The organism is Bacillus sp. FF-1, assembly GCF_028548245.1.
GTDB classification, from domain to species: Bacteria; Bacillota; Bacilli; order Bacillales; family Bacillaceae_G; genus Bacillus_A; species Bacillus_A paranthracis.
In genome coordinates this window covers 287,423-307,966 of the sequence record NZ_JAQQGG010000006.1, presented here as the reverse complement: position 1 = coordinate 307,966, position 20,544 = coordinate 287,423, and the positions used below count along the sequence as shown (strand labels likewise).

Sequence of the window (20,544 nt, the reverse complement as noted above, 5' to 3'; positions counted from 1 at the left end):
TAACGGATTGAGGTAGTGTTGTTTCGAAAGAAAGGTTGTGTGTGTTTTGTATGCAGATGACTATAAACCGACGTTTCAAAGGCGAACGCCAGAGGAATATTTAGAATATATTCGTCAGCAAAATCGTGGGAAGTTAAAGCTATATGTAGGGGCTGCTCCAGGAGTAGGGAAAAGTTATAAAATGCTCTATGATGCTAGAGAGATGAAAAAGGACGGTATGGATATTGTAATTGGTTTAATTGAAACGCACGGGAGAAAAGAGACAGAAGACGCAATTGCTGATTTAGAAAAGATTCCTTTAAAAGAAATAGAGTATAAAGGGAAAGTGTTTTATGAACTTGATGTGGAAGGAATTATAAAGCGTGCGCCGCAAGTCGTTGTAGTGGATGAACTTGCACATAGTAATATTCCCAGCTCTAAAAATAAGAAGCGTTATATGGATGTACAAGAATTGTTAGAGGCTGGTATATCCGTATTGTCAGCGTTTAATATTCAACATTTAGAAAGCGTTCATGACATTGTAGCTCAAATTACAAATGTAAAAGTAAGAGAACGAATTCCAGATTTTATTTTACAAAAAGCAAATGAAATTCAGCTCGTTGATGCAACGCCGGAAGTACTTCGGAAGAGGTTAATAGATGGAAAGATATATAAAGAAGAAAAAATTCAGCAAAGCTTACAAAATTTCTTTACGCTTAATAATTTAGGAGCACTAAGAGAATTATCACTTCGGGAAGTCGCTGACGATATGGACGAAAAGATTAGTCAAACAGTGATAGAACCAATCGGAGTGAAAGAAAAAATTCTCGTTTGTGTACAGTACAGTTCAACAGCAGAGAAATTAATAAGACGGGGCTGGCGCATGGCTGATCGCTTAAACGCTGAATTGTATGTATTAAATGTTGAAAGAGAAAATATAGACTCTCTTTCAGCTAGTAAAAAACAAACAATTGAAGAGTGGAAGTCGCTCACGAATCAATTTGATGCAAGTTTTGTATTAGAAGAAGCAAAAGGGAGAAAGCCTGCGGATGTTATTATTGAAGTCGCGAAAAGATTGCAAGTAACGCAAATTTTACTTGGGCAATCAGCGAGAACGCGGTGGGAAGAAATTCGAAAAGGTTCTATTGTAAATGAAATTATGAGACAGACGAAACATATTGATATTCATATTGTTGCGGATCAAAGAGTTTAAAATAGAGACCATCTGTAGGTCTCTATTTTGCTTTTTGTGTGGCAGGGAAGCGTAGCATTTTCATTGCATATAAGATTACAAGTAAAAATATAATTGCGCCTAGGAAGAAAATCCAAAAGTAATTTTGGTTAAATAAAAGAAATCCACCTATAAGTGGGCCTGTGCCCATACCAAGATAGCGGATGAAGTTGTACATACCGATAGCTGTTGCGCGTTCTTGTACGAATTCTTCCGTTAACAAAGTAGTGTGAGTTGGCATAGAAAGTCCTATACTAAAACCGTACAAAGATGTAACGATAATGATGAATGGGATATTAATGCTATATGTGAAAGAGAATAAAACGACACATATAATATTGAAGAAACTCGTAATAAATAAAGTTTGCTTTGTTGTGAGGCGTTTTTGCAAAAACTTGTAGCAAAAACTTCCCAGCATGATAGAAAGAGACATTGGTACAAACATAAGACCAATTTCCTTTACAGTTAAATGAAATGAATTTGTTAAAATACTCGGTAAAAAAACGAGAAAGCAAAAGTAAATACAAAATTGAATGAAGCCAATAAGAGTAATAGAAAATCCAGTTTTATTTTTTAAGATAAACCAGTAATTCTTTTTTGCTTGCGGTTGCTTCATTACAGTAGGTTTTGTTTCTGGAAGTAGTGAAAGGTTTATCATTAATAAAAGAATGCCAAGTATAGATAAAAATAGAAATACAGATAAGTGGCCATTTATACTGCCGAGATAACCACCAATGAGAGGACCAATCGCAGGTGCGAGGGCAAGTAACATTTGGTATAGGCTCATCGCTTCTCCGCGTTCTTTTCCTTCAAATAAATCGCCGATAATCGTTGCTGAAACTACAGGTATAGCCGCTATTCCTATGGCTTGAACAGCTCTAAAAAAGAGAAATAAATAAATGTTTGCCGAAAAAGCACATCCGATTGAACCAATTGTACTAATGACTAAACTAGGGATAAGGACAGATTTTCTCCCTTTTGTATCAATGAAAGGTCCATATACGAGCTGCATAATTGCAAGAATGAACGTGAAAAGTGAAACTGTTACATTTACAAGATAAAGAGAAGTATGAAAAGAACCTTGAATCATGGGCAAGATAGGTGTGTAAATATTTTGAGCGAAGGAACCAAGTAAGGCACTAATACAGACAACATATAAACTGAAATGTAGTTTGGATTTTTTCATTATGTTAACCTCCTCTTTTTTAGTTTCCTTGGAAACTAAATTTAGTTTAACATGTTTTTCTCACTTGTAAATATGGAAAAATGATTTTAAAATGGTATATAGCTAAATTGTTTCTTTGGAAACTTAGGGGGTGAACAGATTGGATTATGCAACGAAACAAATGGAAATACTTTCGGACATTCGTACACTTTTGCATAAAAGAGAAGAACATTTGAAAGGACAAAATGAGAAGTTTCTTCGTGAGACAGGTGTAAGTGGTATGTCTTTATCTGAGTTACATGTAATCGAGTGTATCGGGAAAAATGGTCTGATGAATGTAACGGCAATTACGATAGAAATGGGAATGACGAAGGGTGCGATTTCTAAAGTTTGTACAAAGTTGTTCCAAAAGAAATTCGTTGAGAAGATGCAAATGTTAGACAATCAAAAAGAAATTTTCTTTCGCTTAACGGAAAGCGGAAATGAAATATATAAAGCTCATGATAAATTGCATAAACAAGCTGAAGAAAAGTGGCTGTTACTCTTAGATAGATATACGAAAGAAGAACAAGATTTTATTCAGAGGTTTATAAAGGATGTCTCTGATCATTTGGAAATATAATTGGAAGAAAAAATTCCGTTTTCTCAAGTCTTTTAAATATAATTTCTGAAAGAACTCATATATAATAGAAACAGATACTTAACATGGTGAATAATTAAAGAGTCAATATATATAGAGGAGAGAGTAACATGCTTGAAAATACAGGGTTAGTATTAGAAGGCGGCGGTATGCGTGGTGTATATACGGGCGGGATATTAGAATACTTTATGGAACAAGATTTATATTTTCCATATGTAATCGGTGTATCAGCTGGTGCTTGTCATGCAGCGTCGTATCTTTCCAGACAAAGAAATAGAAATAAAACAGTAAATATTGATTATGCATCACATCCGAAATATTTATCGTATAAAAACTTATGGAGAAAACGTCAGCTATTTGATATGGATTTTATTTTTCATGAAATCCCAGAAAAGCATGTGCCGTTTGATTTTGAAACATACTTTAATAGCCCAGAGCGTTTCCTTGTAGGAACGACGGATTGTGAAACAGGACAGTCTGTTTATTTTGAAAAAGAGGGAACGAATGACGATGCACTAAATTTATTACAAGCTTCTAGTTCATTACCTTTCATTGCACCAGTAGTAAATTATCGTGGTAAGCAATTATTAGATGGCGGGATTTCAGATCCAATTCCAGTTCGTAAAGCACAGGAAGATGGATTTAAAAAATCAGTCGTAATTTTAACAAGAAATCACGGTTACGCAAAGAAAAAATCAAGATTTGGGTGGATTGCTGCGAAAGCTTATAAAAAATATCCGAATCTTGTTAACACGATGCTAAATCGCTATGAAGTGTATAATGAAACACTTCACTACATTGAAAAAGAAGAACAAGCGGGTAATTTATTTGTTATTCGTCCAGAAGTACCGCTTCAAGTAGACCGTATGGAAAAAGATACAGCAAAACTACAAAATCTATATGAGCAAGGCTATGAAGATGCAAAGAGACAGTTTGCAGATTTAAAAGCGTTCTTGCAAAAATAATAATTAGGCTGTGGAGATGGGATTCTCTGCAGTCTTTTTTATTATTGGTTTCGATACCGAATGTTGGTTATACACGTTTTTAGATTATGGTATAATATGGATAAAAGTATGTAGAGAGGTGATACATATGGAAAATGTATATAAAGGGCTTAGACATACTGGATTTATTATGATGCTTATTTTTGGTGGGGTATTTTTACTGCGCTGGTTCATTCATGATGAAATGCTACTGGATCAGCTTATTGGATTTAGTGTAGGAATGGTAATGGTTGTTTCGTCAGTTTTCATTCAAAAGTATAGTAAAGAATTACAGGTAGAAGAGAAATATTAAAAGATTATAAGCTCCTTCATATTTTGGAGGGACCGTTATAGTTTGAATGATTGTTATAAAAGAAAAGTAGAGCATCGAAATCCGATGCTCTACTTTTTTAATGTGGTAAGAATATCAATTGATAAGCAAACAAAATTCCAAATACATATACAAGTGGGTGAACAGCACGGAATTTACCTTTTGCCACTTTCATAAGTGGATATGAAATAAATCCAAGTGCAATACCTGTTGCGATACTTGATGTAAGTGGCATGCTTAAGATTACTAAGAATGCTGGGAATGCTTCATCAAATGCGTCCCAATCGATGTGGCGAACTGAACCCATCATAAGACTACCAACGATAATTAATGATGGTGCAGTAATAGCTGATACACCAGAAACGGCACTTACTAATGGTCCGAAGAATGCTGCTAGAGCGAATAGAACAGCTACTGTAACAGTTGTTAAACCAGTACGACCACCAGCTGCAACACCAGCAGAAGATTCAATGTAAGCTGTTGATGGTGTTGTTCCGAACATAGAACCGATTGTTGCTGAGAATGAGTCAGATAGAAGAGCTCGTCCAGCTTTTGGAAGTTTTCCATCTTTCATAAATCCACCTTGTTGAGCAACGCCAAGTAATGTACCTGTTGTATCGAATAATGTAACAAGGAAGAATGAGAATACAACGCCGTATAATCCGTAGTTAATTACGTCAGATACAGCAGTAATTGGATTTGAAACGATAATTCCTTCTGGTAATCCAGGCATTGATGTAACACCGTTTGAGAATGATAATTGTCCCGTGAAGAAAGCGATAATACCAGTTAATAGCATCCCGATAAATAGTGCGCCATTTACATTTAAAGACATAAGAACAATCGTAATTCCAAGTCCAGCTAATGCTAGTAGTACTGGAGCAGAGTGAAGATCACCAAGTCCAACTAAGTTTGCTTCATTTTTTGTAACGATACCTGTTAAACGTAAACCGATAAAGGCGATGAAAAGACCGATACCAGCAGTAATTGCATGTTTTAAGTTTTCAGGAATTGCTTCCATTAATTTTGTACGGAAAGATGTGAATGATAACAAAATTAAAATCATACCTGCTACGAATACAGCAGAGAATGCAATTGCGAAAGTCATGCCTTCATGAGCTTTTACAACAGAGTAAGAGAAGTAAGCATTTAATCCCATACCTGGTGCAATTGCGATTGGTAAGTTTGTAAAGATCGCCATAAATAATGTTCCGACAACAGCAGCGATAATGGTTGCTGTAAATGCTTGTTCAAATGGAACACCTGCATCCCCAAGGATAACTGGGTTTACGACAATGATATATGCCATTGTTAAGAAGGTAATAATACCTGCCATAATTTCAGTTTTAATAGAAGTTTTATGTTTTGAAAGGTTAAACATATAAACATCCTTTCTGTTTACGAATAATTTTCACAACAGTTATATATAATATTCGTTTTTTATCTATTTTGCAATAGTTTTGCATAAAAAGTTTACAACAATTCATATTTTGTGTCTTAAATTCGAATATTAATCGTAATATGATGTGCGAATTTCAGTTTTTATTATGCACATGATAAGAAAAAGGAGTTGAAAGAAATTATGCCGCAGCAAAAAAACTTTGTAACAATGCCAGCGCAACATCAAAATAAACAACCTGGTATTGAATCATTAATGAATCCTCTACCACAGTTTGAAGATCCAAATTATAAAGGTAGCGAAAAGTTAAAAGGAAAGAATGTATTAATTACAGGGGGAGATAGTGGGATTGGACGAGCTGTTTCCATCGCTTTTGCGAAAGAGGGAGCAAATATTGCGATTGCTTATTTAGATGAGGAAGAAGATGCTAATGAGACGAAGCAGTATGTTGAGAAAGAAGGTGTAAAGTGTGTATTGTTGCCGGGTGATTTAAGTGATGAACAGCATTGTAAAGATGTTGTTCAAGAGACCGTCCAGCAGCTAGGTAGTTTACAGGTTTTAGTAAATAATGTTGCGCAGCAATATCCGCAGCAAGGACTAGAGTATATTACAGCAGAACAGCTAGAAAAGACTTTTCGTATTAATATTTTTTCTTATTTTCACGTTGCGAAAGCCGCACTTTCTCATTTAAAGCAAGGGGATGTCATTATAAATACCGCGTCTATCGTTGCATACGAAGGAAATGAAACGTTAATTGATTATTCCGCAACGAAAGGGGCAATCGTTGCTTTCACAAGATCACTTTCTCAGTCATTAGTGCAAAAAGGGATTCGTGTAAATGGTGTTGCGCCAGGACCAATTTGGACACCACTTATTCCATCGAGCTTTGATGAGAAAAAAGTATCACAGTTTGGAAGCAATGTTCCAATGCAAAGACCTGGTCAACCATATGAATTAGCGCCAGCATATGTATATTTAGCGTCTGGTGATTCATCCTATATTACCGGGCAAATGATACATGTAAATGGGGGCGTTATTGTAAATGGATAGTTTTCATTTATAAGAGCAAAGTAAAGTTAATTCCACTTATTATAGTGAGCGCTAGGGGGGTATAGATGAAAAAGCTATGTTTCGTCATACTATTATTTTTCATTCTACCGGTTAGTGCTTTTGCTAGTACAGATCATTTAATATTAGTGAATCTTACGACAAACCAGTTGTCTTTTTTTGAAAATGGAAATTATACAAAAACATTCCCCGTAACAACTGGAAGAGATCGTACACCTACGCCTGAAGGTAATTTTTGTATTATAACTAAATATAAAAATAAAGAATACCATCGAAAAAAAATAGCTGGTGGTGCACCAAATAACCCTCTTGGTACGAGATGGCTTGGACTAGATAAAAATGAATATGCGATTCATGGGACAAATCGGGAATGGACAATTGGAAGTAGGGAATCAAATGGCTGTATTCGTATGCATGACAGGGATATACAGTGGTTATATGACCGAGTTCAATTACAGACGAAAGTAATCATTTCTCGGTTTCATACGAGCCCGGAATATGAAGCGAATAAGCTTGGTTATCGTGTTGTGAGCTGGAATGGTCGTAAAGTAGAAGAAGAGCAAATTGGTATGCTTACGTTAGTAGATCGCGCCGATATATATTGGCAAGAACCGAATGGACAGCTAACGAAAGTGAAAATGGTATTGCCAAACGAAAGATATGCAGTGTACTCAAAACGAAAAGATGGAATATATTATATAGGAAACAATTTGTATATTGTGGATGAAACAGGAGAAAAAATTCGTTATGAGAAAATTCCTTCTTCGATTTTAAGTAATATATATAAACGAAAATATAATGTTCCGTAATAGGCTACCGTATTATAGACGGTAGCTTATTTCTACTTCCAGTTTAACTGCAACTATTGTACTTTGCTGAATATAATACAGTACAGATAGGGGGCGGTTACATTATGAAAAGTGAATTTGCGTTTAAAGTTTTCTTAGTAACGACCTGTTTATTTATCGTGTATTTGTATGCTTTTCTCGTCTTTTCGTTTTATGTTCCATACGTTGATTTAATATTGTTCTTCGGATTTATTTGGGCGTTTGTTAAGGCAAGGGAAGGGGAGAAAAGTATATATCGGCGTATTACGTTATGCGGGACAGCCGTTCTCGTTATTTTGTACTTTTTTATTATGCATGATTTTTGGAGGGGAATGTAAAAAGCATACGATTAGTCGTATGCTTTTTATGTTTAATATTTTGGCTTAAATGTATGACAACAAGTCTCTACACTTGTTGCTACAGAACTTTCTAGCGTCTCGTTCGTTAAAACTGCACTTGTATACGATTCATTTTCAGTTTGACCAGTTTCATCCGCATCTGGCTGAACGATAATCGCACTTGCTTGACAAAAGTTACCTTGTCCCCAAAATGAACAATTGGAAACAGAGCATCTTACTTCTGGCATAAAACCCCCTCCTTATACATTAGTTTGGAATTTTACGTCCATTTCATGTGTAGAAGGAGTTTCCTTTTCTCGTTATTTTTTCGTTTGTTCAAACCATTCTTTAAACTTTTCTTTTGATTGTTCTCCGCTAATACGGCTTACTTCTTTACCATCTTTAAAATGAATAATCGTTGGCGTTCCTTTAATATCGTACTTATCCCAAGGCTCGTTTAAATTTTCAATATCAATTACTTTCATATCAACATTTAAATCTTTCGCTAAAGGTACAACAATAGGAGAGACCTTTTGACAATGAACGCAAGAGGTTTGATAAAAGTAAATCGTTTGTTCTTTTTTATCTTCTATATTTTTATTGAGATCTTCAAGAGAAATTTTATTTGAGTAGTAACCTTTTTCATCTGTCGATGCGTTTTTCTTTTCCATTTGAGTTACAGCAAAGATTGCCGCAAATAAGACGATAATAATACCGCCAAATATAAGCATTTTTTTCATTCTTTCATCTCCTTATTTGTTTTTGATGACAATAAAGCTACAAACAGCGATTGTAATAAAGCCGATAAGTGCTAAAAACGGGATTGTCACAAAGCCGAACCAGTTTATGTATTCTCCCGTACATGGTACACGGCCGCAAGCTGCCCCTGCAGCCGAAAATGCTGCGACTTTTTGAATTGCATAGTGATATAAAGAAATACAAGCACCAATACTTGCGATCGGTAAAGAATAACTTGCGATGCGATAATCTTTTTTTACTACAGCGATACCGAGCCATAAAACGAATGGATACATGAAAATGCGTTGATACCAACAAAGGACACAAGGCTCAAATTTCATGATTTCGGAAAAGTATAGACTTCCTAGTGTAGCAATAAACGAAGCTCCCCACGCGGTAAATAAAGCATATTCTTGCTTTTTTTCTCGTCCCATATTTTATACCTCTCTTATAATAGTTACATACTAAATTATAGTATGAAGTGGTACAGAAAAGAAAGAAAAAATATGTTTATCAATAAAAGTTTTATACGGGGAAACTTTTATTGATATGAACATTTTAAAAAAGCGCTATTCTCCAGAAGAGAATAGCGCTATAGTTTACATTTGAATTTGCTCTACTTCTTCTATATGTGACTTTTGGGATGCGTGGTCAATATATTGAAATAGGAGCTGCAACTGTTTATCAACTTCTGGAAGTTCTTTACTGTATTGATAAGCGTGTAAAAAATGCTCAATACGCTTAGAAAATAATTGATCGTTCGTTTGAACCATGAGAACGAGTAATTTATCCCAATTACAGCAATACGTGTAATAGAGAGCTTTATCATAGTCGTTATATGTTTGCACTGTGTACCCTCCTTACCGAGAGTTATATATAGTGTGTGATAAGTAAGGAGAAATACACTTGAAAGAATTTGTTAAGAAAAAAAGTGAATGAAAAAAACGAGGTATGTCCTCGTTTTTAAGCTTTTGGCATTGGCGTAGGTGTTGGTTTGCCATAGCCTTCTTTGTATTTATTATCGATATAGTTACGAATTTCAAGCGTTGATTTTCCTTTTTGTTTCATCGAAGCAGATTCAACTGCGATTTCTAGGCAATTGACGCAAGTCGTTGCATGAGAATCCCAAACAACTTCACCATTCTTTTTAATTTCACGAATAAAACAATTTTTATTATTTTTATGTCCTACACTTTCACCGCAACCGCAGTAACATGGAATCCAATCTAATAGTTCTGCATTTTGTCCAGCGACAGTGTAGATATCTTTCATTTGTGGATCAAGCTTGTCTAGGAAGGTAGGAAGTGTGTCGACTCCTTTTGTTTTCTCTTGAATGTCAGCTTGCTGAGTGTGCGATGCGTGGTCATGTTCTTCTTTTTTTGATTCAGAAGATTTTTGGTCATTTGTACTAGTACTTCCGCATCCAGCAAGAATTAAACTCAGTACTGCAAGTAAAGAAAATACATACTTTTTCATTCGCTTGTCCCCTTTACAAATGTATTAATCAAATTGTATCAGAGATTACGGTGTGTCGGGTGAAGATTTTTTTGACCGATTTTTGAAATGCCATCGAACTGAATGGAATAGAAATAAAATTGGGATATAAGCGTATACAATGTATAAACCAGCTTGAGATAGTACTGTGTTTAATGTGTTGATACTTTCACGGTTTGTGAAAAATAAGGATGAAATAAATATGACTGCGATAAAAAGTGGCAATGTAATTTTAAATGGTATGTGAAAAGATCTTTTACTAATGCAACAAGAAGACCAAATGGTTAAACAAAGATTAGGTAAAATAATAAGATACCATAGAAAAATAATAATGTACTCAAACCTTTGGATAAAAGGAACTTTAATGATTTTTAGCATCGTTAATGTTGGCCAAATAGTATGATGTAGTTGCCCAGGGCTATAGTACATAAGGGAAACGATGGCTAGTATTACGTATAGAATTGTTGTAAAAATAATACCACCATGTGCCCATTTGTTTAACGATTTTCCTTTTTTAATAAATGGATAAAAAACAAGGATTGCTTCAAATCCAAGAAATTCTAATGCAGATGCTTTGGTTGCAGTTAGAATTTCTAAAGGTGAATGATTTAGAATTGGGAAAATGTTACGGACATGCGCATATTTCATTGGAAAAACTAAGAATAACAGGACGAAAATCGGTATAATAACGCCCCAAAAACAAATTCCAGTTACAGAACGAAAGCCGCCTCTAATTATGTAATAGGCTACAAGTAAAAATAGGAAAGTTAATTTCCACGGTTTAATTGTAGGAAAGACCCAAACTTGAATAACTTCAATATACGTACGAAGAACAGTAAGACAAAATAATAAAAGGTATGCGGCAAAGCATACGGAAAAAATTTTCCCAATCCATTTTCCGAAACATGTCGTATGAATATTCATTAAATCATTATCTTTTTCTAACATTTTAAGCATACAAAATAAAACGATATGAGTTGCAATACCTGCAATAATAAGAGAAATCCAAGCATCATAACCGGCAAATTGCGCAATTATCCTTTGGTATCCTAACACTCCTACTCCAATTTGAAGAGAGTGTAATAGAAGGAATGTGAAATAAGGGGAAACAGTATGTGTTTTATCTTGTCCAGTCATGATAGCACCTCACTATTCACCGATACCAGATTGTACGACATTAATTTTCACATTAACAGCAATGTCTACGTTAGGATACATATCTTGAATTTGTTTCATGCTCCATTTTCTTGAATGACTACGAATTTCTTCACGTATTCCTATTGGATCGATTTTATTTTCTTGGAATTGTTTTATTAATTCGTTTAAATCCTTTTCAAGCATTTTTTCTATATGTCTTTTTACGTAAGTTACATTTTTACTCTTTGATAAATCCAGCCATCTGGGAGCATTTTTTACGAGTCCATTTAACTTCAAGTGTATGTTAACTTTCGGAATATCACCGTTTGGCGAAAGAGAGCACTCACTATTTCCAGATAAGTTTTGAGTAGCAATTACTCCTTTATGTTTACCTTGACGTATCGGAACTTCGTAACGCCCATTTTTCGTTGGATTAATGAGTAATTTAAATAAAAAAGACCTTTTCCTGTCTGTATACATAGCCACTTTATCCTTTTTTAAAAAAGCGAGTCCTTTAATGGAAGCAGATTTGTCTTCTGATACTTGAATGTAAGGAAGAAATGCATCGCATCCAGATGAATAGAAGTTATATAAAAAAATATTTAAAGCTGTCCGAGGGATTGTCTCATTTTTTATATTTTGTTCCAGTAATTCAGATAGATATAGCGATCCATTTGTTTTCACATGTTTAAGTAATTCTTCTGTTGAACCATCCACAAGTGCTAGTTGTACATCACGGCCAATGTTAGGGTCACGTTGTAAGTTGTTAATAACATCCCCAAGTCCATGTTCGCCAAATGCTTTTCCAAATAGGACAACACGCATTTGACCTACAGCAATCGTATGTGGAGATTTGGCGTTTAGAAGGGAAGAGATTGTTTCAATTGTACCTGCATGAGTGGATTGAGTTTCTGGTTTAGATTGTACGCCTTTTGTGTAATCCGGATATAAAATTGTTCCGCGAAATTTTTTGTTTTTTGTTATATCGAATCCACCTACGTGAATCATTCGCTGTGTATCAACTATATGAGCTTCTGTACAACCAGATTGGAAAATTAAAATGATAATGAAAAAGCATAAAAAAATATTTTTCATTTTTCCTCACCGTCACGTTTTTCTTTCGCTTTGTTTGGATCATAGCGCCATTTCTTTTTGGGCCTTAAAAAAGAAGCTCGTCCCGCAGTTTGACTAAATGGAAGACGAAGGAGTCCTTCAGCTGTACCTAAACCGCGAAATGGGTATAAAGGTAATAAATAAGGTGATCCAAGTGATTTTAAGCGAATTAAATGAGCCAATATGAATACAAATCCGACGATAAGACCTACACCTCCAAATGCTCCGGCTAAAATAATAAGAGGGAAGCGTAATATCCGGATAGTAGAAGACATTTTTACTGTCGGTGTTGTAAAAGAAGCTAGTGCAGACAGCGCAACAGCAATTAGTAAGATGGTGCTCGTTAAAGCAGCCTCAACTGATGCTTGCCCAATTACAATACCACCAACAATACCAATCGTTTGACCAACTTTAGTCGGTAAACGCGCCCCAGCTTCGCGCAGTAATTCGATTGTGATTTCTAAAAAAAGTGCCTCCAAAACAGGTGGAAATGGTACGTTGGCTCTGGAATAAATAATAGGGCCGAGTAAATCTGCTGGAATCATTTGATAGTGATACGTTAATACAGCTGTATAAATAGCTGATGAAAATAGAGAGAATGCCGCTCCAAAAAAGCGAACTAATCTAAGAAATGACCCTGCCATCCATGGTAAATAATAGTCTTCTGGAGAGACGAAAAAATCGAGTAATGTTGCTGGTCCAGCTAATGCATATGGTGAACCGTCTGTTAAAATGACAATTCCTCCGTTTAGTAATGCATAAACAGAACGATCTAAACGCTCTGTAGGTAGTAAAACAGGGAATGGAGAGTTACTATTATCACTAATGAATTGTTCAATCATAGTTGCATCAAAAGGGTAATCAAAATCAATATCTTGTAGACGTTGCGTTGCGGTGTTAATATGCTGTTCATTTGTAATGCCTTCGATGTAAGCAACTACGATTTTGGTTTTTGACATAGAACCAACGCTAACTTCTTTGAAGATTAATTGCTCGGTTACGATATTTCGGCGTAATAAATGTATATTTATATCAACATTTTCAACAAAACCAACTTTAGGGCCAATAACACTATATTCATTTTCCGTGTCATTTACTAAACGAGTTCCTAAAACGGTACTCTCGGCGCGTAGAAGTGCATACGTTGCTTGCCCTGAACCTTTTTTTAGTTGTAATAATACGTATCCACCTAATAATTTCTCACGAATATCATCAATGGACGGATTGATGAGGATGTCTTCAATAGATACGACATTTAAGATGTCATCAATATGTTGAATCTCCTCTAATTTATTTTTTATAGGTGCTAAAATGAATCGCTTAATAATAAGTGATTCTACTGTAGATTTATAATAAAACAAACATAATGTCCCATCTTCTATAATGTTATAAGAAGAAAAGTCGCTTGATTTTTTCATCGTATGGATAAAATCTGGAATAGAACAGAAGGTTTGTTTTTTCTTTTTAGATGATAAACGAAACATTTTCCCACCCCCTAACATATATCATTTACTTGTGTTAGTTTTTGGGAAAGACGGGAATTTATACTTAAAAATTGAAAGTTCATAAAGAAAAGGAAGAGTATTGAAAAACTCTTCCTTTTTGGCATATTAATTTGTTTTCTTTTCCTTAATAGACTTCACTAATTTAATCATTTCTGCTCGTATATCTTCTTTTTTTACATTTAATTTTTCTGCAATTTGTTTCATATCCATTCCGTCTTTTTTCATTTTTAGTACATCATCAAGGGGAGTATTACTTTTTTGAGAGATGATTGTTAATACCGTGAGCTGACGTAATCCGATATTATATTCTTTCATTTTTTGTTTTAGCCCGTCTGGTGTAGATTTTTGCATATTTGCTAATTGTTGCAGTAGTGCTTTTTTTGTTTCTTTATTCATATGATGCTTTTTCAACTTACTTGGGTCTACCCCGAAATGCTCTGCTGTTTTCTCCCAAGAATTATTTTGCTTATAGTAAGCTAAAACGTCCTTAATTTCTTTTTTACTCATTTTTGCAATGTGGGCAGCTTTCCAAATTTCATGTTTGTTATAGCCGAGTTTTTCGAGTGATTGCATTTCTTCTTCTGAAATTGGCTTATGATGATGCAATGTTACTTCTTTTGGCGTAGCAGCGAAAGTAGGGAAGACGGTTGCACCGAATAATAATGTTGCCATAGACATACTTACTGCGATTTTTTTGTACATATAAACTCCTCCTAGATAGATAATGTGGAAAACTGTACACATATCATTTCCATAAAATGTGAAATACTTGTGAACAAATCAAGTTTTTTTATTCACAGTATGAACTGAAGTTTTTGGAAGTTTTCCAACATAAAACATTGATTAATAGTAAAAAACTAAGGTATAATCGAAATTGAAAATCAATATCAACAATAAACGTATACATATAGATAAAAATAAGGGAGAGAAAAATATGACTACATATACTTCCATCGCAAATGTGATTAAAGAAAGACGTTCTGTTCGTACATTTACAGATAAAGCAGTAGACAAAGAGTTATTAATTGAACTATTAAACGACGCAACGTGGGCACCGAATCATAAACATCGTGAACCATGGAATTGTAAATTATACATTGGAGAAGGTCGTCAGAAATTAGTAGACGCAGTATTAAACTCTTTCACAGAAGAAGAAAGAGCGAAACGCGGTAAAATTTTATCGGATCGTTTCTTAAGCACGCCAGCACAAATTGTTGTTTACATAAATGAAGATCCACGTCAAATTCAACGTGACGAAGATTACGCTGCAACATGTGCATTTATGCAAAACTTCCAACTTCTTGCTTGGGAACGCGGTTTAGGTTGTGTTTGGAAATCAGGTGGATTAAACTACAATCCATTATTTATAGAAGGACTTGGTTTAACTAGAGGTCAACGCATCGTTGGAATTCTTCACCTTGGCTATTTCGATAAAGCACCAGAAGGAAAAGCTCGTACACCGATTACGGAGAAGATGGAGATTATTGAAGGTTAATAGATGAGACATTCTCGTTTTTATGAGGGTGTCTTTTTATTATGCAATCAATCCTCATGAAAGCTTGTTCTCAATCATACACTTTCTTAAGGGAAAGTGTAAGGAGGGAAAATAATGAGAGCAAGTGACGATAAAGCACTGCAATATGCAATTGCGGAAATTACGGAAATTGCGACTGGATTTGGGCTTGATTTTTATCCGATGCGTTATGAAATATGTCCAGCGGAAATTATTTATACATTTGGTGCATATGGGATGCCGACGCGGTTTTCACATTGGAGTTTTGGAAAACAGTTTTTCAGAATGAAATTACAATACGATTTAGGTCTTAGTAAAATATACGAACTCGTTATTAACTCTGATCCATGTTATGCCTTTTTATTAGATACGAACTCGTTAATTCAAAATAAATTAATTGTAGCGCACGTGTTAGCGCACTGTGATTTCTTTAAAAATAATATTCGTTTTTCAAATACGAAGCGAGATATGGTAGAAAGTATGTCAGCAACAGCTGAACGGGTGAAAGCATATGAGCATAAGTACGGAAAAGAAGAAGTAGAAACATTTTTAGATGCCGTACTTGCCATTCAAGAGCATATTGATCCGTCGCTTATGCGTCCAAAACTTGCGTGGAGTATTGATGATTTAGAAGAGGAAGAAGTAGAAAAGAAAAAGGCATCGCAATACGATGATTTGTGGAATTTAGATAATCGAAATAAAAAACAGGAACGCTCCAATGTGCGTAAAAAGAAGAAAATCCCACCACAACCAGAAAAAGATTTACTTCTCTTTATTGAAGAATATAGCCGTGAGCTAGAAGATTGGCAGCGGGACATATTAACGATGATGCGTGAGGAAATGTTATATTTCTGGCCGCAGCTTGAAACGAAAATTATGAATGAAGGCTGGGCTTCGTATTGCTAAGGTGCTTTTAATATAAATTTGTGCATCTATTGTTAAAAAATAGCCATGTATCGTATTATGAGGTAATATAATTTCTTTTTATGCATATAAAGATATTATATTATTATATAAAGAAAAATCCCTCTTGGATTGTCCAAGAGGGATAGTCCCAGCTCCACCAACGCGGCGGAGAAAGGTTTCCGTACTGAATATTCCAGCTTATCCAACGCGGTCAAGGAAGAATATCCACTAATATTATATGGTATAGGTAATTTTAATATGATATATTCGATGTGTCAATAAAAAATCCTTTTTTAGGGAGTACGGAGAATGAACTATCATATATATTTTGATGAATCGAATAAATTGGATTTAACTAAACAGTATTCTTATTATGGGGCATTTGGGGGAAATGCCGATGATTTATCTTCTTTAACAAAGGCTGTAAAACCTTACTATGCACATTCAAATAAAGAATTGCATTTTCGTGAATATAAAGATGATAAGCATGTGGCAAAATATTATCAAGTGCTACAAACTATTTTCGAACAAGATGTAAATTTTAATATTTTTATCGTGGATAATGCGCAAGCTTTTGCAATTACTGAGGAATTTAAATACACACATCAAGATTTGCGAAAGATGTTTTATATTAAGATACCTGAGCGTTTATTTTATGGTGTGACAAGAAACATTGAACAAAATTCAAATGTGCGTATCTTTGTAGATCGTAGTAGCGAATATCGTACAATCCGTTTATATTCTAAATTGAAAGAACAAATGAATGCACATGCTGTATATCGGAATATGAAATATCGAGTTATTCATGCTTCGTCTCAGAAATCAGAAGAGAGCATTCCTTTACAGCTCGTAGATTTGGTAATGGGAATTGTAGTATTTTTAATGGAGAAAACGTATGAAAACGATAGTGTTGTGACAAAAGTAAAAAGTGACTTAGTATATCGTTTTCTGGCTGAAAAATGTAATTTAGAGCATTTCCAAACAAAAATTAAAATCTTCCAATGGGATGGAATTGAGCAAAAGCCATTACAAGTACATCTTGCTCCATACATTAATAAGTTTTTCTTACATAAACAAACATTTGATATGCGGGAAATGGTAAAGGTACAAGAGCTATTACTAAAAAATCCAGATATTATGCTTAAAGACTTACGGAAAGAAATGGGATATTCAAACTCTTTAAGAAACATGCTAATTGGTTATTTAGACTATTTGAGTGGAAAAGGGAGAAATGCTGCATTACATTATGTTAAGAAAGATTAAAGGGTAAGTTTTTACCTAGTCGTCATAAAGATGTAATTAATTCCAATGGGTGCAGAGAGAATAATAAAAAACAAGTACATGCCTGAATTAGGATGTGCTTGTTTTTTATTATTTATTCATCAATTTGCTTAGTATCAACTCTATATGTGGAAGGGATGCTATGCATTTCTTGTAATTCATTACATGATTGTGCATTTAACAGATAAAAATCCTTTTTTGATATAGATTTTTTAAAAAGCTCTTCATATGCTAGCTCAATATTACAGAGAAGAGGACGTTCTTTATAAATTGTACATGAATGATTGTCAGTATCATAATGAATACAACAACCATCACCTCTGTTTAAATGAGATAAGGAGTCAATACCTTGTATGTTTTGACAACAGATTCCGCATTTGGTACAAGGAAAAGTCATCATAAAGTGAAAGACTCCTCGCTTAGCATAAACGAATTAAATTCCTCTTGGGTCTGATATTTAAACGATACATTTAATGTTTCGGCAAGTTGATGAATAGTCTCTTCTATATTGTCACCAGTATGAATCGTTTGTTTAACCAGCACAGTTAAGTTTTCTATTTGAGCACCAGTTTCTTGATAAAACTTACAAATACGTTCTTCTTCTTGTTTAATATAATCTATAAGGACTTTACTTAATTCTTCAGCCCTTTTTCGTTCCTCAATTGTTAGTTCCAATTCTTGTTGAGCGCGAGTAAATGCCCCATATAGTTGTTTCATTCCTAGCATTGCGACGGTGGCGCCGACAGCTGCACCGACAGGACCGAGAAGCATTGCTCCTGCTGCGCTGAATACAATTCCTGAAAAAGTAGTAACAGCGTTTTCACCAACTGTCTGTAAAAATTCCTCAATAGATATTTTTCCCTTTATAAGTTGGTAGGAGCTTTCTGTTAATCTAACGGCTGAAGAAGCAAGAGCTGCTGCGACATTCCCTTTCATCATTACACTATCTTTACCGATAAATTTGATGCCGTGGGCAATTCCTGCAACAGCGGCGCTTTTTCCAGCTTGTTTCCCACTATCTGTTCCTATTTGTATAAATCCATCTTTTATTTGTTGCGCCTTTACAAATCTCAACAGTTTGTTGTACAAGTGATACTCCGCCGCCTACACATGCCCCTGCTAAAGCACCATTCATCATAGAAGAGAATGTTCCTTCAGCAAATGTATATATTTTTTCTTTTAGTGCGTATGCTTGTGGTTGATTTGCAGCCTTTAAAGCTTCCTCATATGTAGTACCACCACTTGTAATATTGTTTGCTTCTAGTTTTCCTTTTATATGAGGACCAGCTTGTTCATAGTCTTTGGCGTAAATCCCTTGGGAATTTGCGCGTTTTTCAACTAATTCTCTTACTCTATTTGCTTTTTCACTGTTAACTAAACGGTCCATGTCTCCATATTTTTCACTCGATACCATTCTTGCTAATCGTGAAGCTTTAGCACTAGACTTTGCTTGTACTTCTTTAAGTAATGTATCTCCATTCTTTACTACGATATCAGCGGCAGCATGTGGATCTCCTAAAGAGTCTGTCGTAAAAGCACGCAAACTCTCACCATTCAAGGCAGCATCTTTATTAAATTTAGTTGCCTCAATAATTTCAAAAAGCCGTCCTTGTGTAATAGTAGGTGAACAGTTCATATATTGTTTTGCTACTTTTGTTAGTGTGTCCATTCCTGCAAATGTTTCAATAGTAGCATTACCATATCGTTCAATTTGCTCGGCTACAATTTGAGTTGCGAGAATGTCTAGATTATTTTTCATATGGCAATCACCTAGTACATGTGTTGAATTGATTTTTCTGTGTTTTTAAGGACGTCTTCTAAGATTTTGGATCGTTCACCGTTCTCATCAATAACGGGTGTATCTAATAACCTTTTCAAGATAATCGCAAGCTCAGCAGTATAACGGATTGCAAGTTGTTCATCATCGGAGAAGTTACGATAGTCGATACCTTTCTCATCGATGATAGAAATCATTGTTGCAATATAGTCACCAAAAAGGTTGTTTGTTTCAGTTGTTAAATCTGATAATTTAACAGTATAAGTTTGTATTTCTTTTAAAATAGAAATAGCACTTTTTAATTTCTCGATTTCTACGTTAATTTCTTCCCTTTTAATTTTCATTTCTTCTAGTTTCTTTTTGGTAGATGCAGCAAAAATCACACTTCCTAATGCTAGGGCAGGGGCAAGAGCAATACCACCTAACACAGCAGAGCCACCAGCCATTCCTAATCCACCAGCAGCTAGTGATCCACCACCTAAAAATGCTAACGTTGCATTTGTGGCAGCTACTCCACTTAAAGAAGCGATAGCAGTTCCAGTGGAAGCAGCGCCAAATGTTGTTGCAGCCCCGAGTGCTCCGAAAGCTGCAAGTCCACCGCCAGCAATTGCAGAAACACCAGATTTTAACAAATCAGATGCAGCGATGATTTGTTTTTCTATTTCTCGCATGAAGTGTTTAGAATCAGATACATCTTCAAGGGAATCAATAGTTGTTTTATTTGTAAAATCAACATTTTTTAATTTCTTGAATTCTGAAATGAATTCTTTCATTGTTCCACTAAGAATGTTCAGTTTTAATTCTCCATACTTTTCAAATTGAGTATTTGTATCTTGCCGTGCTTGATCAAATATATTAAATACAGTTTTGTATTGATTCTCCATCGATTCAGCAATATTCTTTGTTTCTTTCATGTTTTTGTATGATTCATGTCCTTTTTTTCCAGCGACTGCAGTGGCAACTGCAGCACCAGCAGCAACAGCTAATGGAATAAATGGTAATGGCATTCAAATCGTTCCCTTCATGAGAAATTTTTCCTATAATATAAATATAATTTAAATAATACGATATTATCAACCTAACATAGAATTCTATATGTATGTCTGAAATCTAAAACGA

At 34.8% G+C, this 20,544-nt stretch carries 24 protein-coding genes and 1 pseudogene; 10 read left to right on the top strand and 15 right to left on the bottom strand.

Going from position 1 to position 20,544, the window contains the following annotated elements:
* Window positions 1–37: 37 nt before the first annotated feature.
* The gene (gene kdpDN, locus PQF83_RS20730; RefSeq protein ID WP_080015023.1) at window positions 38–1,192 is read left to right on the top strand and encodes a KdpD-like non-kinase potassium sensor; all 1,155 of its coding nucleotides are present in this window, start codon (window positions 38–40) and stop codon (window positions 1,190–1,192) included.
* 22 nt (window positions 1,193–1,214) lie between these two features.
* Here the strand turns inward: kdpDN and PQF83_RS20725 are convergent, their stop codons facing one another.
* On the bottom strand, window positions 1,215–2,396 hold the full coding sequence (locus PQF83_RS20725; RefSeq protein ID WP_000748688.1) for an MFS transporter: 1,182 nt from the start codon (window positions 2,394–2,396) through the stop codon (window positions 1,215–1,217).
* A 139-nt stretch (window positions 2,397–2,535) separates the two neighbouring features.
* On the opposite strand from PQF83_RS20725, the gene PQF83_RS20720 reads away from it, so the two are divergent.
* From PQF83_RS20720 to PQF83_RS20710, 3 genes are all read left to right on the top strand, one after another.
* Window positions 2,536–2,997, top strand: a complete 462-nt coding sequence (locus PQF83_RS20720) for a MarR family transcriptional regulator (RefSeq protein WP_000384218.1) — start codon at window positions 2,536–2,538, stop codon at window positions 2,995–2,997.
* A gap of 128 nt (window positions 2,998–3,125) precedes the next feature.
* Window positions 3,126–3,980 (top strand): patatin-like phospholipase family protein, encoded by an 855-nt coding sequence (locus PQF83_RS20715; RefSeq protein ID WP_000892678.1) that lies wholly within the window; start codon window positions 3,126–3,128, stop codon window positions 3,978–3,980.
* Window positions 3,981–4,107: 127 nt separating this feature from the next.
* On the top strand, window positions 4,108–4,311 hold the full coding sequence (locus tag PQF83_RS20710) for a hypothetical protein (protein ID WP_000432811.1): 204 nt from the start codon (window positions 4,108–4,110) through the stop codon (window positions 4,309–4,311).
* A 97-nt stretch (window positions 4,312–4,408) separates the two neighbouring features.
* Here the strand turns inward: PQF83_RS20710 and PQF83_RS20705 are convergent, their stop codons facing one another.
* Complete coding sequence (locus PQF83_RS20705; protein ID WP_000482726.1) at window positions 4,409–5,710, bottom strand: NCS2 family permease; 1,302 nt, start codon at window positions 5,708–5,710, stop codon at window positions 4,409–4,411.
* A 201-nt stretch (window positions 5,711–5,911) separates the two neighbouring features.
* Here PQF83_RS20705 and PQF83_RS20700 point away from each other — a divergent pair, with 201 nt between their 5' ends.
* From PQF83_RS20700 to PQF83_RS20690, 3 genes are all read left to right on the top strand, one after another.
* Window positions 5,912–6,778 carry an SDR family oxidoreductase gene (locus PQF83_RS20700; RefSeq protein ID WP_001136274.1) on the top strand — a complete coding sequence of 289 codons (867 nt, stop codon included), beginning with the start codon at window positions 5,912–5,914 and terminating at the stop codon, window positions 6,776–6,778.
* Between the two features lie 65 nt (window positions 6,779–6,843).
* Entirely contained in the window at window positions 6,844–7,605 is a 762-nt protein-coding gene (locus PQF83_RS20695; protein WP_000732022.1) for a L,D-transpeptidase, read from the top strand.
* Between the two features lie 104 nt (window positions 7,606–7,709).
* Window positions 7,710–7,961, top strand: coding sequence for a hypothetical protein (locus tag PQF83_RS20690; RefSeq protein WP_000834195.1), 252 nt, complete (start codon window positions 7,710–7,712; stop codon window positions 7,959–7,961).
* A gap of 32 nt (window positions 7,962–7,993) precedes the next feature.
* On the opposite strand, the gene PQF83_RS20685 is transcribed toward PQF83_RS20690, so the two are convergent.
* The 9 genes from PQF83_RS20685 to PQF83_RS20645 all read right to left on the bottom strand — a co-directional run bounded on the left by PQF83_RS20685 (window position 7,994) and on the right by PQF83_RS20645 (window position 14,650).
* The gene (locus tag PQF83_RS20685; protein WP_001115486.1) at window positions 7,994–8,209 is read right to left on the bottom strand and encodes a DUF1540 domain-containing protein; all 216 of its coding nucleotides are present in this window, start codon (window positions 8,207–8,209) and stop codon (window positions 7,994–7,996) included.
* Window positions 8,210–8,281: 72 nt separating this feature from the next.
* On the bottom strand, window positions 8,282–8,701 hold the full coding sequence (locus PQF83_RS20680; protein WP_000738457.1) for a thioredoxin family protein: 420 nt from the start codon (window positions 8,699–8,701) through the stop codon (window positions 8,282–8,284).
* 12 nt (window positions 8,702–8,713) lie between these two features.
* Window positions 8,714–9,133: a disulfide formation protein C gene (locus PQF83_RS20675; RefSeq protein ID WP_000532258.1), complete on the bottom strand. Its 420-nt coding sequence runs from the start codon at window positions 9,131–9,133 to the stop codon at window positions 8,714–8,716.
* A gap of 165 nt (window positions 9,134–9,298) precedes the next feature.
* The gene (locus tag PQF83_RS20670; protein ID WP_001195458.1) at window positions 9,299–9,547 is read right to left on the bottom strand and encodes a YhdB family protein; all 249 of its coding nucleotides are present in this window, start codon (window positions 9,545–9,547) and stop codon (window positions 9,299–9,301) included.
* Between the two features lie 115 nt (window positions 9,548–9,662).
* Window positions 9,663–10,175, bottom strand: a complete 513-nt coding sequence (locus PQF83_RS20665; protein ID WP_000761036.1) for a PCYCGC domain-containing protein — start codon at window positions 10,173–10,175, stop codon at window positions 9,663–9,665.
* A gap of 45 nt (window positions 10,176–10,220) precedes the next feature.
* The gene (locus PQF83_RS20660) at window positions 10,221–11,330 is read right to left on the bottom strand and encodes a GerAB/ArcD/ProY family transporter (RefSeq protein WP_000147535.1); all 1,110 of its coding nucleotides are present in this window, start codon (window positions 11,328–11,330) and stop codon (window positions 10,221–10,223) included.
* A gap of 12 nt (window positions 11,331–11,342) precedes the next feature.
* Window positions 11,343–12,425 carry a spore germination protein GerYC gene (gene gerYC, locus PQF83_RS20655; RefSeq protein ID WP_000789229.1) on the bottom strand — a complete coding sequence of 361 codons (1,083 nt, stop codon included), beginning with the start codon at window positions 12,423–12,425 and terminating at the stop codon, window positions 11,343–11,345.
* Window positions 12,422–13,927 carry a spore germination protein GerYA gene (gerYA, locus tag PQF83_RS20650; RefSeq protein WP_000489326.1) on the bottom strand — a complete coding sequence of 502 codons (1,506 nt, stop codon included), beginning with the start codon at window positions 13,925–13,927 and terminating at the stop codon, window positions 12,422–12,424. Before gerYA ends, gerYC begins: the two co-directional genes overlap by 4 nt.
* A gap of 126 nt (window positions 13,928–14,053) precedes the next feature.
* The gene (locus PQF83_RS20645; RefSeq protein ID WP_000276977.1) at window positions 14,054–14,650 is read right to left on the bottom strand and encodes a hypothetical protein; all 597 of its coding nucleotides are present in this window, start codon (window positions 14,648–14,650) and stop codon (window positions 14,054–14,056) included.
* Window positions 14,651–14,882: 232 nt separating this feature from the next.
* On the opposite strand from PQF83_RS20645, the gene PQF83_RS20640 reads away from it, so the two are divergent.
* The 3 genes and pseudogenes from PQF83_RS20640 to PQF83_RS20630 all read left to right on the top strand — a co-directional run bounded on the left by PQF83_RS20640 (window position 14,883) and on the right by PQF83_RS20630 (window position 17,630).
* Entirely contained in the window at window positions 14,883–15,443 is a 561-nt protein-coding gene (locus PQF83_RS20640) for a nitroreductase family protein (RefSeq protein ID WP_000214810.1), read from the top strand.
* A gap of 114 nt (window positions 15,444–15,557) precedes the next feature.
* Window positions 15,558–16,361, top strand: a pseudogene (gene spoVR / locus PQF83_RS20635) (stage V sporulation protein SpoVR); the annotation flags it as partial.
* Window positions 16,362–16,676: 315 nt separating this feature from the next.
* Window positions 16,677–17,630, top strand: a complete 954-nt coding sequence (locus PQF83_RS20630; RefSeq protein WP_097648726.1) for a DUF3800 domain-containing protein — start codon at window positions 16,677–16,679, stop codon at window positions 17,628–17,630.
* Between the two features lie 112 nt (window positions 17,631–17,742).
* Here the strand turns inward: PQF83_RS20630 and PQF83_RS20625 are convergent, their stop codons facing one another.
* The 4 genes from PQF83_RS20625 to PQF83_RS20610 are packed head-to-tail and all read right to left on the bottom strand — an operon-like array spanning window position 17,743 to window position 20,432.
* Complete coding sequence (locus PQF83_RS20625) at window positions 17,743–18,048, bottom strand: YkgJ family cysteine cluster protein (protein WP_272792337.1); 306 nt, start codon at window positions 18,046–18,048, stop codon at window positions 17,743–17,745.
* Window positions 18,045–18,737: a hypothetical protein gene (locus tag PQF83_RS20620; RefSeq protein WP_272792336.1), complete on the bottom strand. Its 693-nt coding sequence runs from the start codon at window positions 18,735–18,737 to the stop codon at window positions 18,045–18,047. The genes PQF83_RS20625 and PQF83_RS20620 overlap by 4 nt, the downstream gene beginning before the upstream one ends.
* A complete protein-coding gene (locus PQF83_RS20615) occupies window positions 18,664–19,407 on the bottom strand; it encodes a hypothetical protein (RefSeq protein WP_272792335.1) in 744 nt (247 codons plus the stop codon). The genes PQF83_RS20620 and PQF83_RS20615 overlap by 74 nt, the downstream gene beginning before the upstream one ends.
* An 11-nt stretch (window positions 19,408–19,418) precedes the next feature.
* The gene (locus PQF83_RS20610; RefSeq protein WP_272792334.1) at window positions 19,419–20,432 is read right to left on the bottom strand and encodes a hypothetical protein; all 1,014 of its coding nucleotides are present in this window, start codon (window positions 20,430–20,432) and stop codon (window positions 19,419–19,421) included.
* Window positions 20,433–20,544: the final 112 nt, after the last annotated feature.

Coding starts and splice junctions, on each gene's coding strand:
- PQF83_RS20690 (WP_000834195.1), top strand. CDS start 7,710: ATGAAAAGTGAATTTGCGTTTAAAGTTTTCTTAGTAACGACCTGTTTA.
- PQF83_RS20675 (WP_000532258.1), bottom strand. CDS start 9,133: ATGGGACGAGAAAAAAAGCAAGAATATGCTTTATTTACCGCGTGGGGA.
- PQF83_RS20630 (WP_097648726.1), top strand. CDS start 16,677: ATGAACTATCATATATATTTTGATGAATCGAATAAATTGGATTTAACT.
- gerYA (WP_000489326.1), bottom strand. CDS start 13,927: ATGTTTCGTTTATCATCTAAAAAGAAAAAACAAACCTTCTGTTCTATT.
- PQF83_RS20645 (WP_000276977.1), bottom strand. CDS start 14,650: ATGTACAAAAAAATCGCAGTAAGTATGTCTATGGCAACATTATTATTC.
- PQF83_RS20710 (WP_000432811.1), top strand. CDS start 4,108: ATGGAAAATGTATATAAAGGGCTTAGACATACTGGATTTATTATGATG.
- PQF83_RS20665 (WP_000761036.1), bottom strand. CDS start 10,175: ATGAAAAAGTATGTATTTTCTTTACTTGCAGTACTGAGTTTAATTCTT.
- PQF83_RS20680 (WP_000738457.1), bottom strand. CDS start 8,701: ATGAAAAAAATGCTTATATTTGGCGGTATTATTATCGTCTTATTTGCG.
- PQF83_RS20615 (WP_272792335.1), bottom strand. CDS start 19,407: ATGAAAAATAATCTAGACATTCTCGCAACTCAAATTGTAGCCGAGCAA.
- PQF83_RS20695 (WP_000732022.1), top strand. CDS start 6,844: ATGAAAAAGCTATGTTTCGTCATACTATTATTTTTCATTCTACCGGTT.
- PQF83_RS20610 (WP_272792334.1), bottom strand. CDS start 20,432: ATGCCATTACCATTTATTCCATTAGCTGTTGCTGCTGGTGCTGCAGTT.
- PQF83_RS20700 (WP_001136274.1), top strand. CDS start 5,912: ATGCCGCAGCAAAAAAACTTTGTAACAATGCCAGCGCAACATCAAAAT.
- PQF83_RS20715 (WP_000892678.1), top strand. CDS start 3,126: ATGCTTGAAAATACAGGGTTAGTATTAGAAGGCGGCGGTATGCGTGGT.
- PQF83_RS20660 (WP_000147535.1), bottom strand. CDS start 11,330: ATGACTGGACAAGATAAAACACATACTGTTTCCCCTTATTTCACATTC.
- PQF83_RS20625 (WP_272792337.1), bottom strand. CDS start 18,048: ATGATGACTTTTCCTTGTACCAAATGCGGAATCTGTTGTCAAAACATA.
- PQF83_RS20725 (WP_000748688.1), bottom strand. CDS start 2,396: ATGAAAAAATCCAAACTACATTTCAGTTTATATGTTGTCTGTATTAGT.
- gerYC (WP_000789229.1), bottom strand. CDS start 12,425: ATGAAAAATATTTTTTTATGCTTTTTCATTATCATTTTAATTTTCCAA.
- PQF83_RS20640 (WP_000214810.1), top strand. CDS start 14,883: ATGACTACATATACTTCCATCGCAAATGTGATTAAAGAAAGACGTTCT.
- PQF83_RS20705 (WP_000482726.1), bottom strand. CDS start 5,710: ATGTTTAACCTTTCAAAACATAAAACTTCTATTAAAACTGAAATTATG.
- PQF83_RS20685 (WP_001115486.1), bottom strand. CDS start 8,209: ATGCCAGAAGTAAGATGCTCTGTTTCCAATTGTTCATTTTGGGGACAA.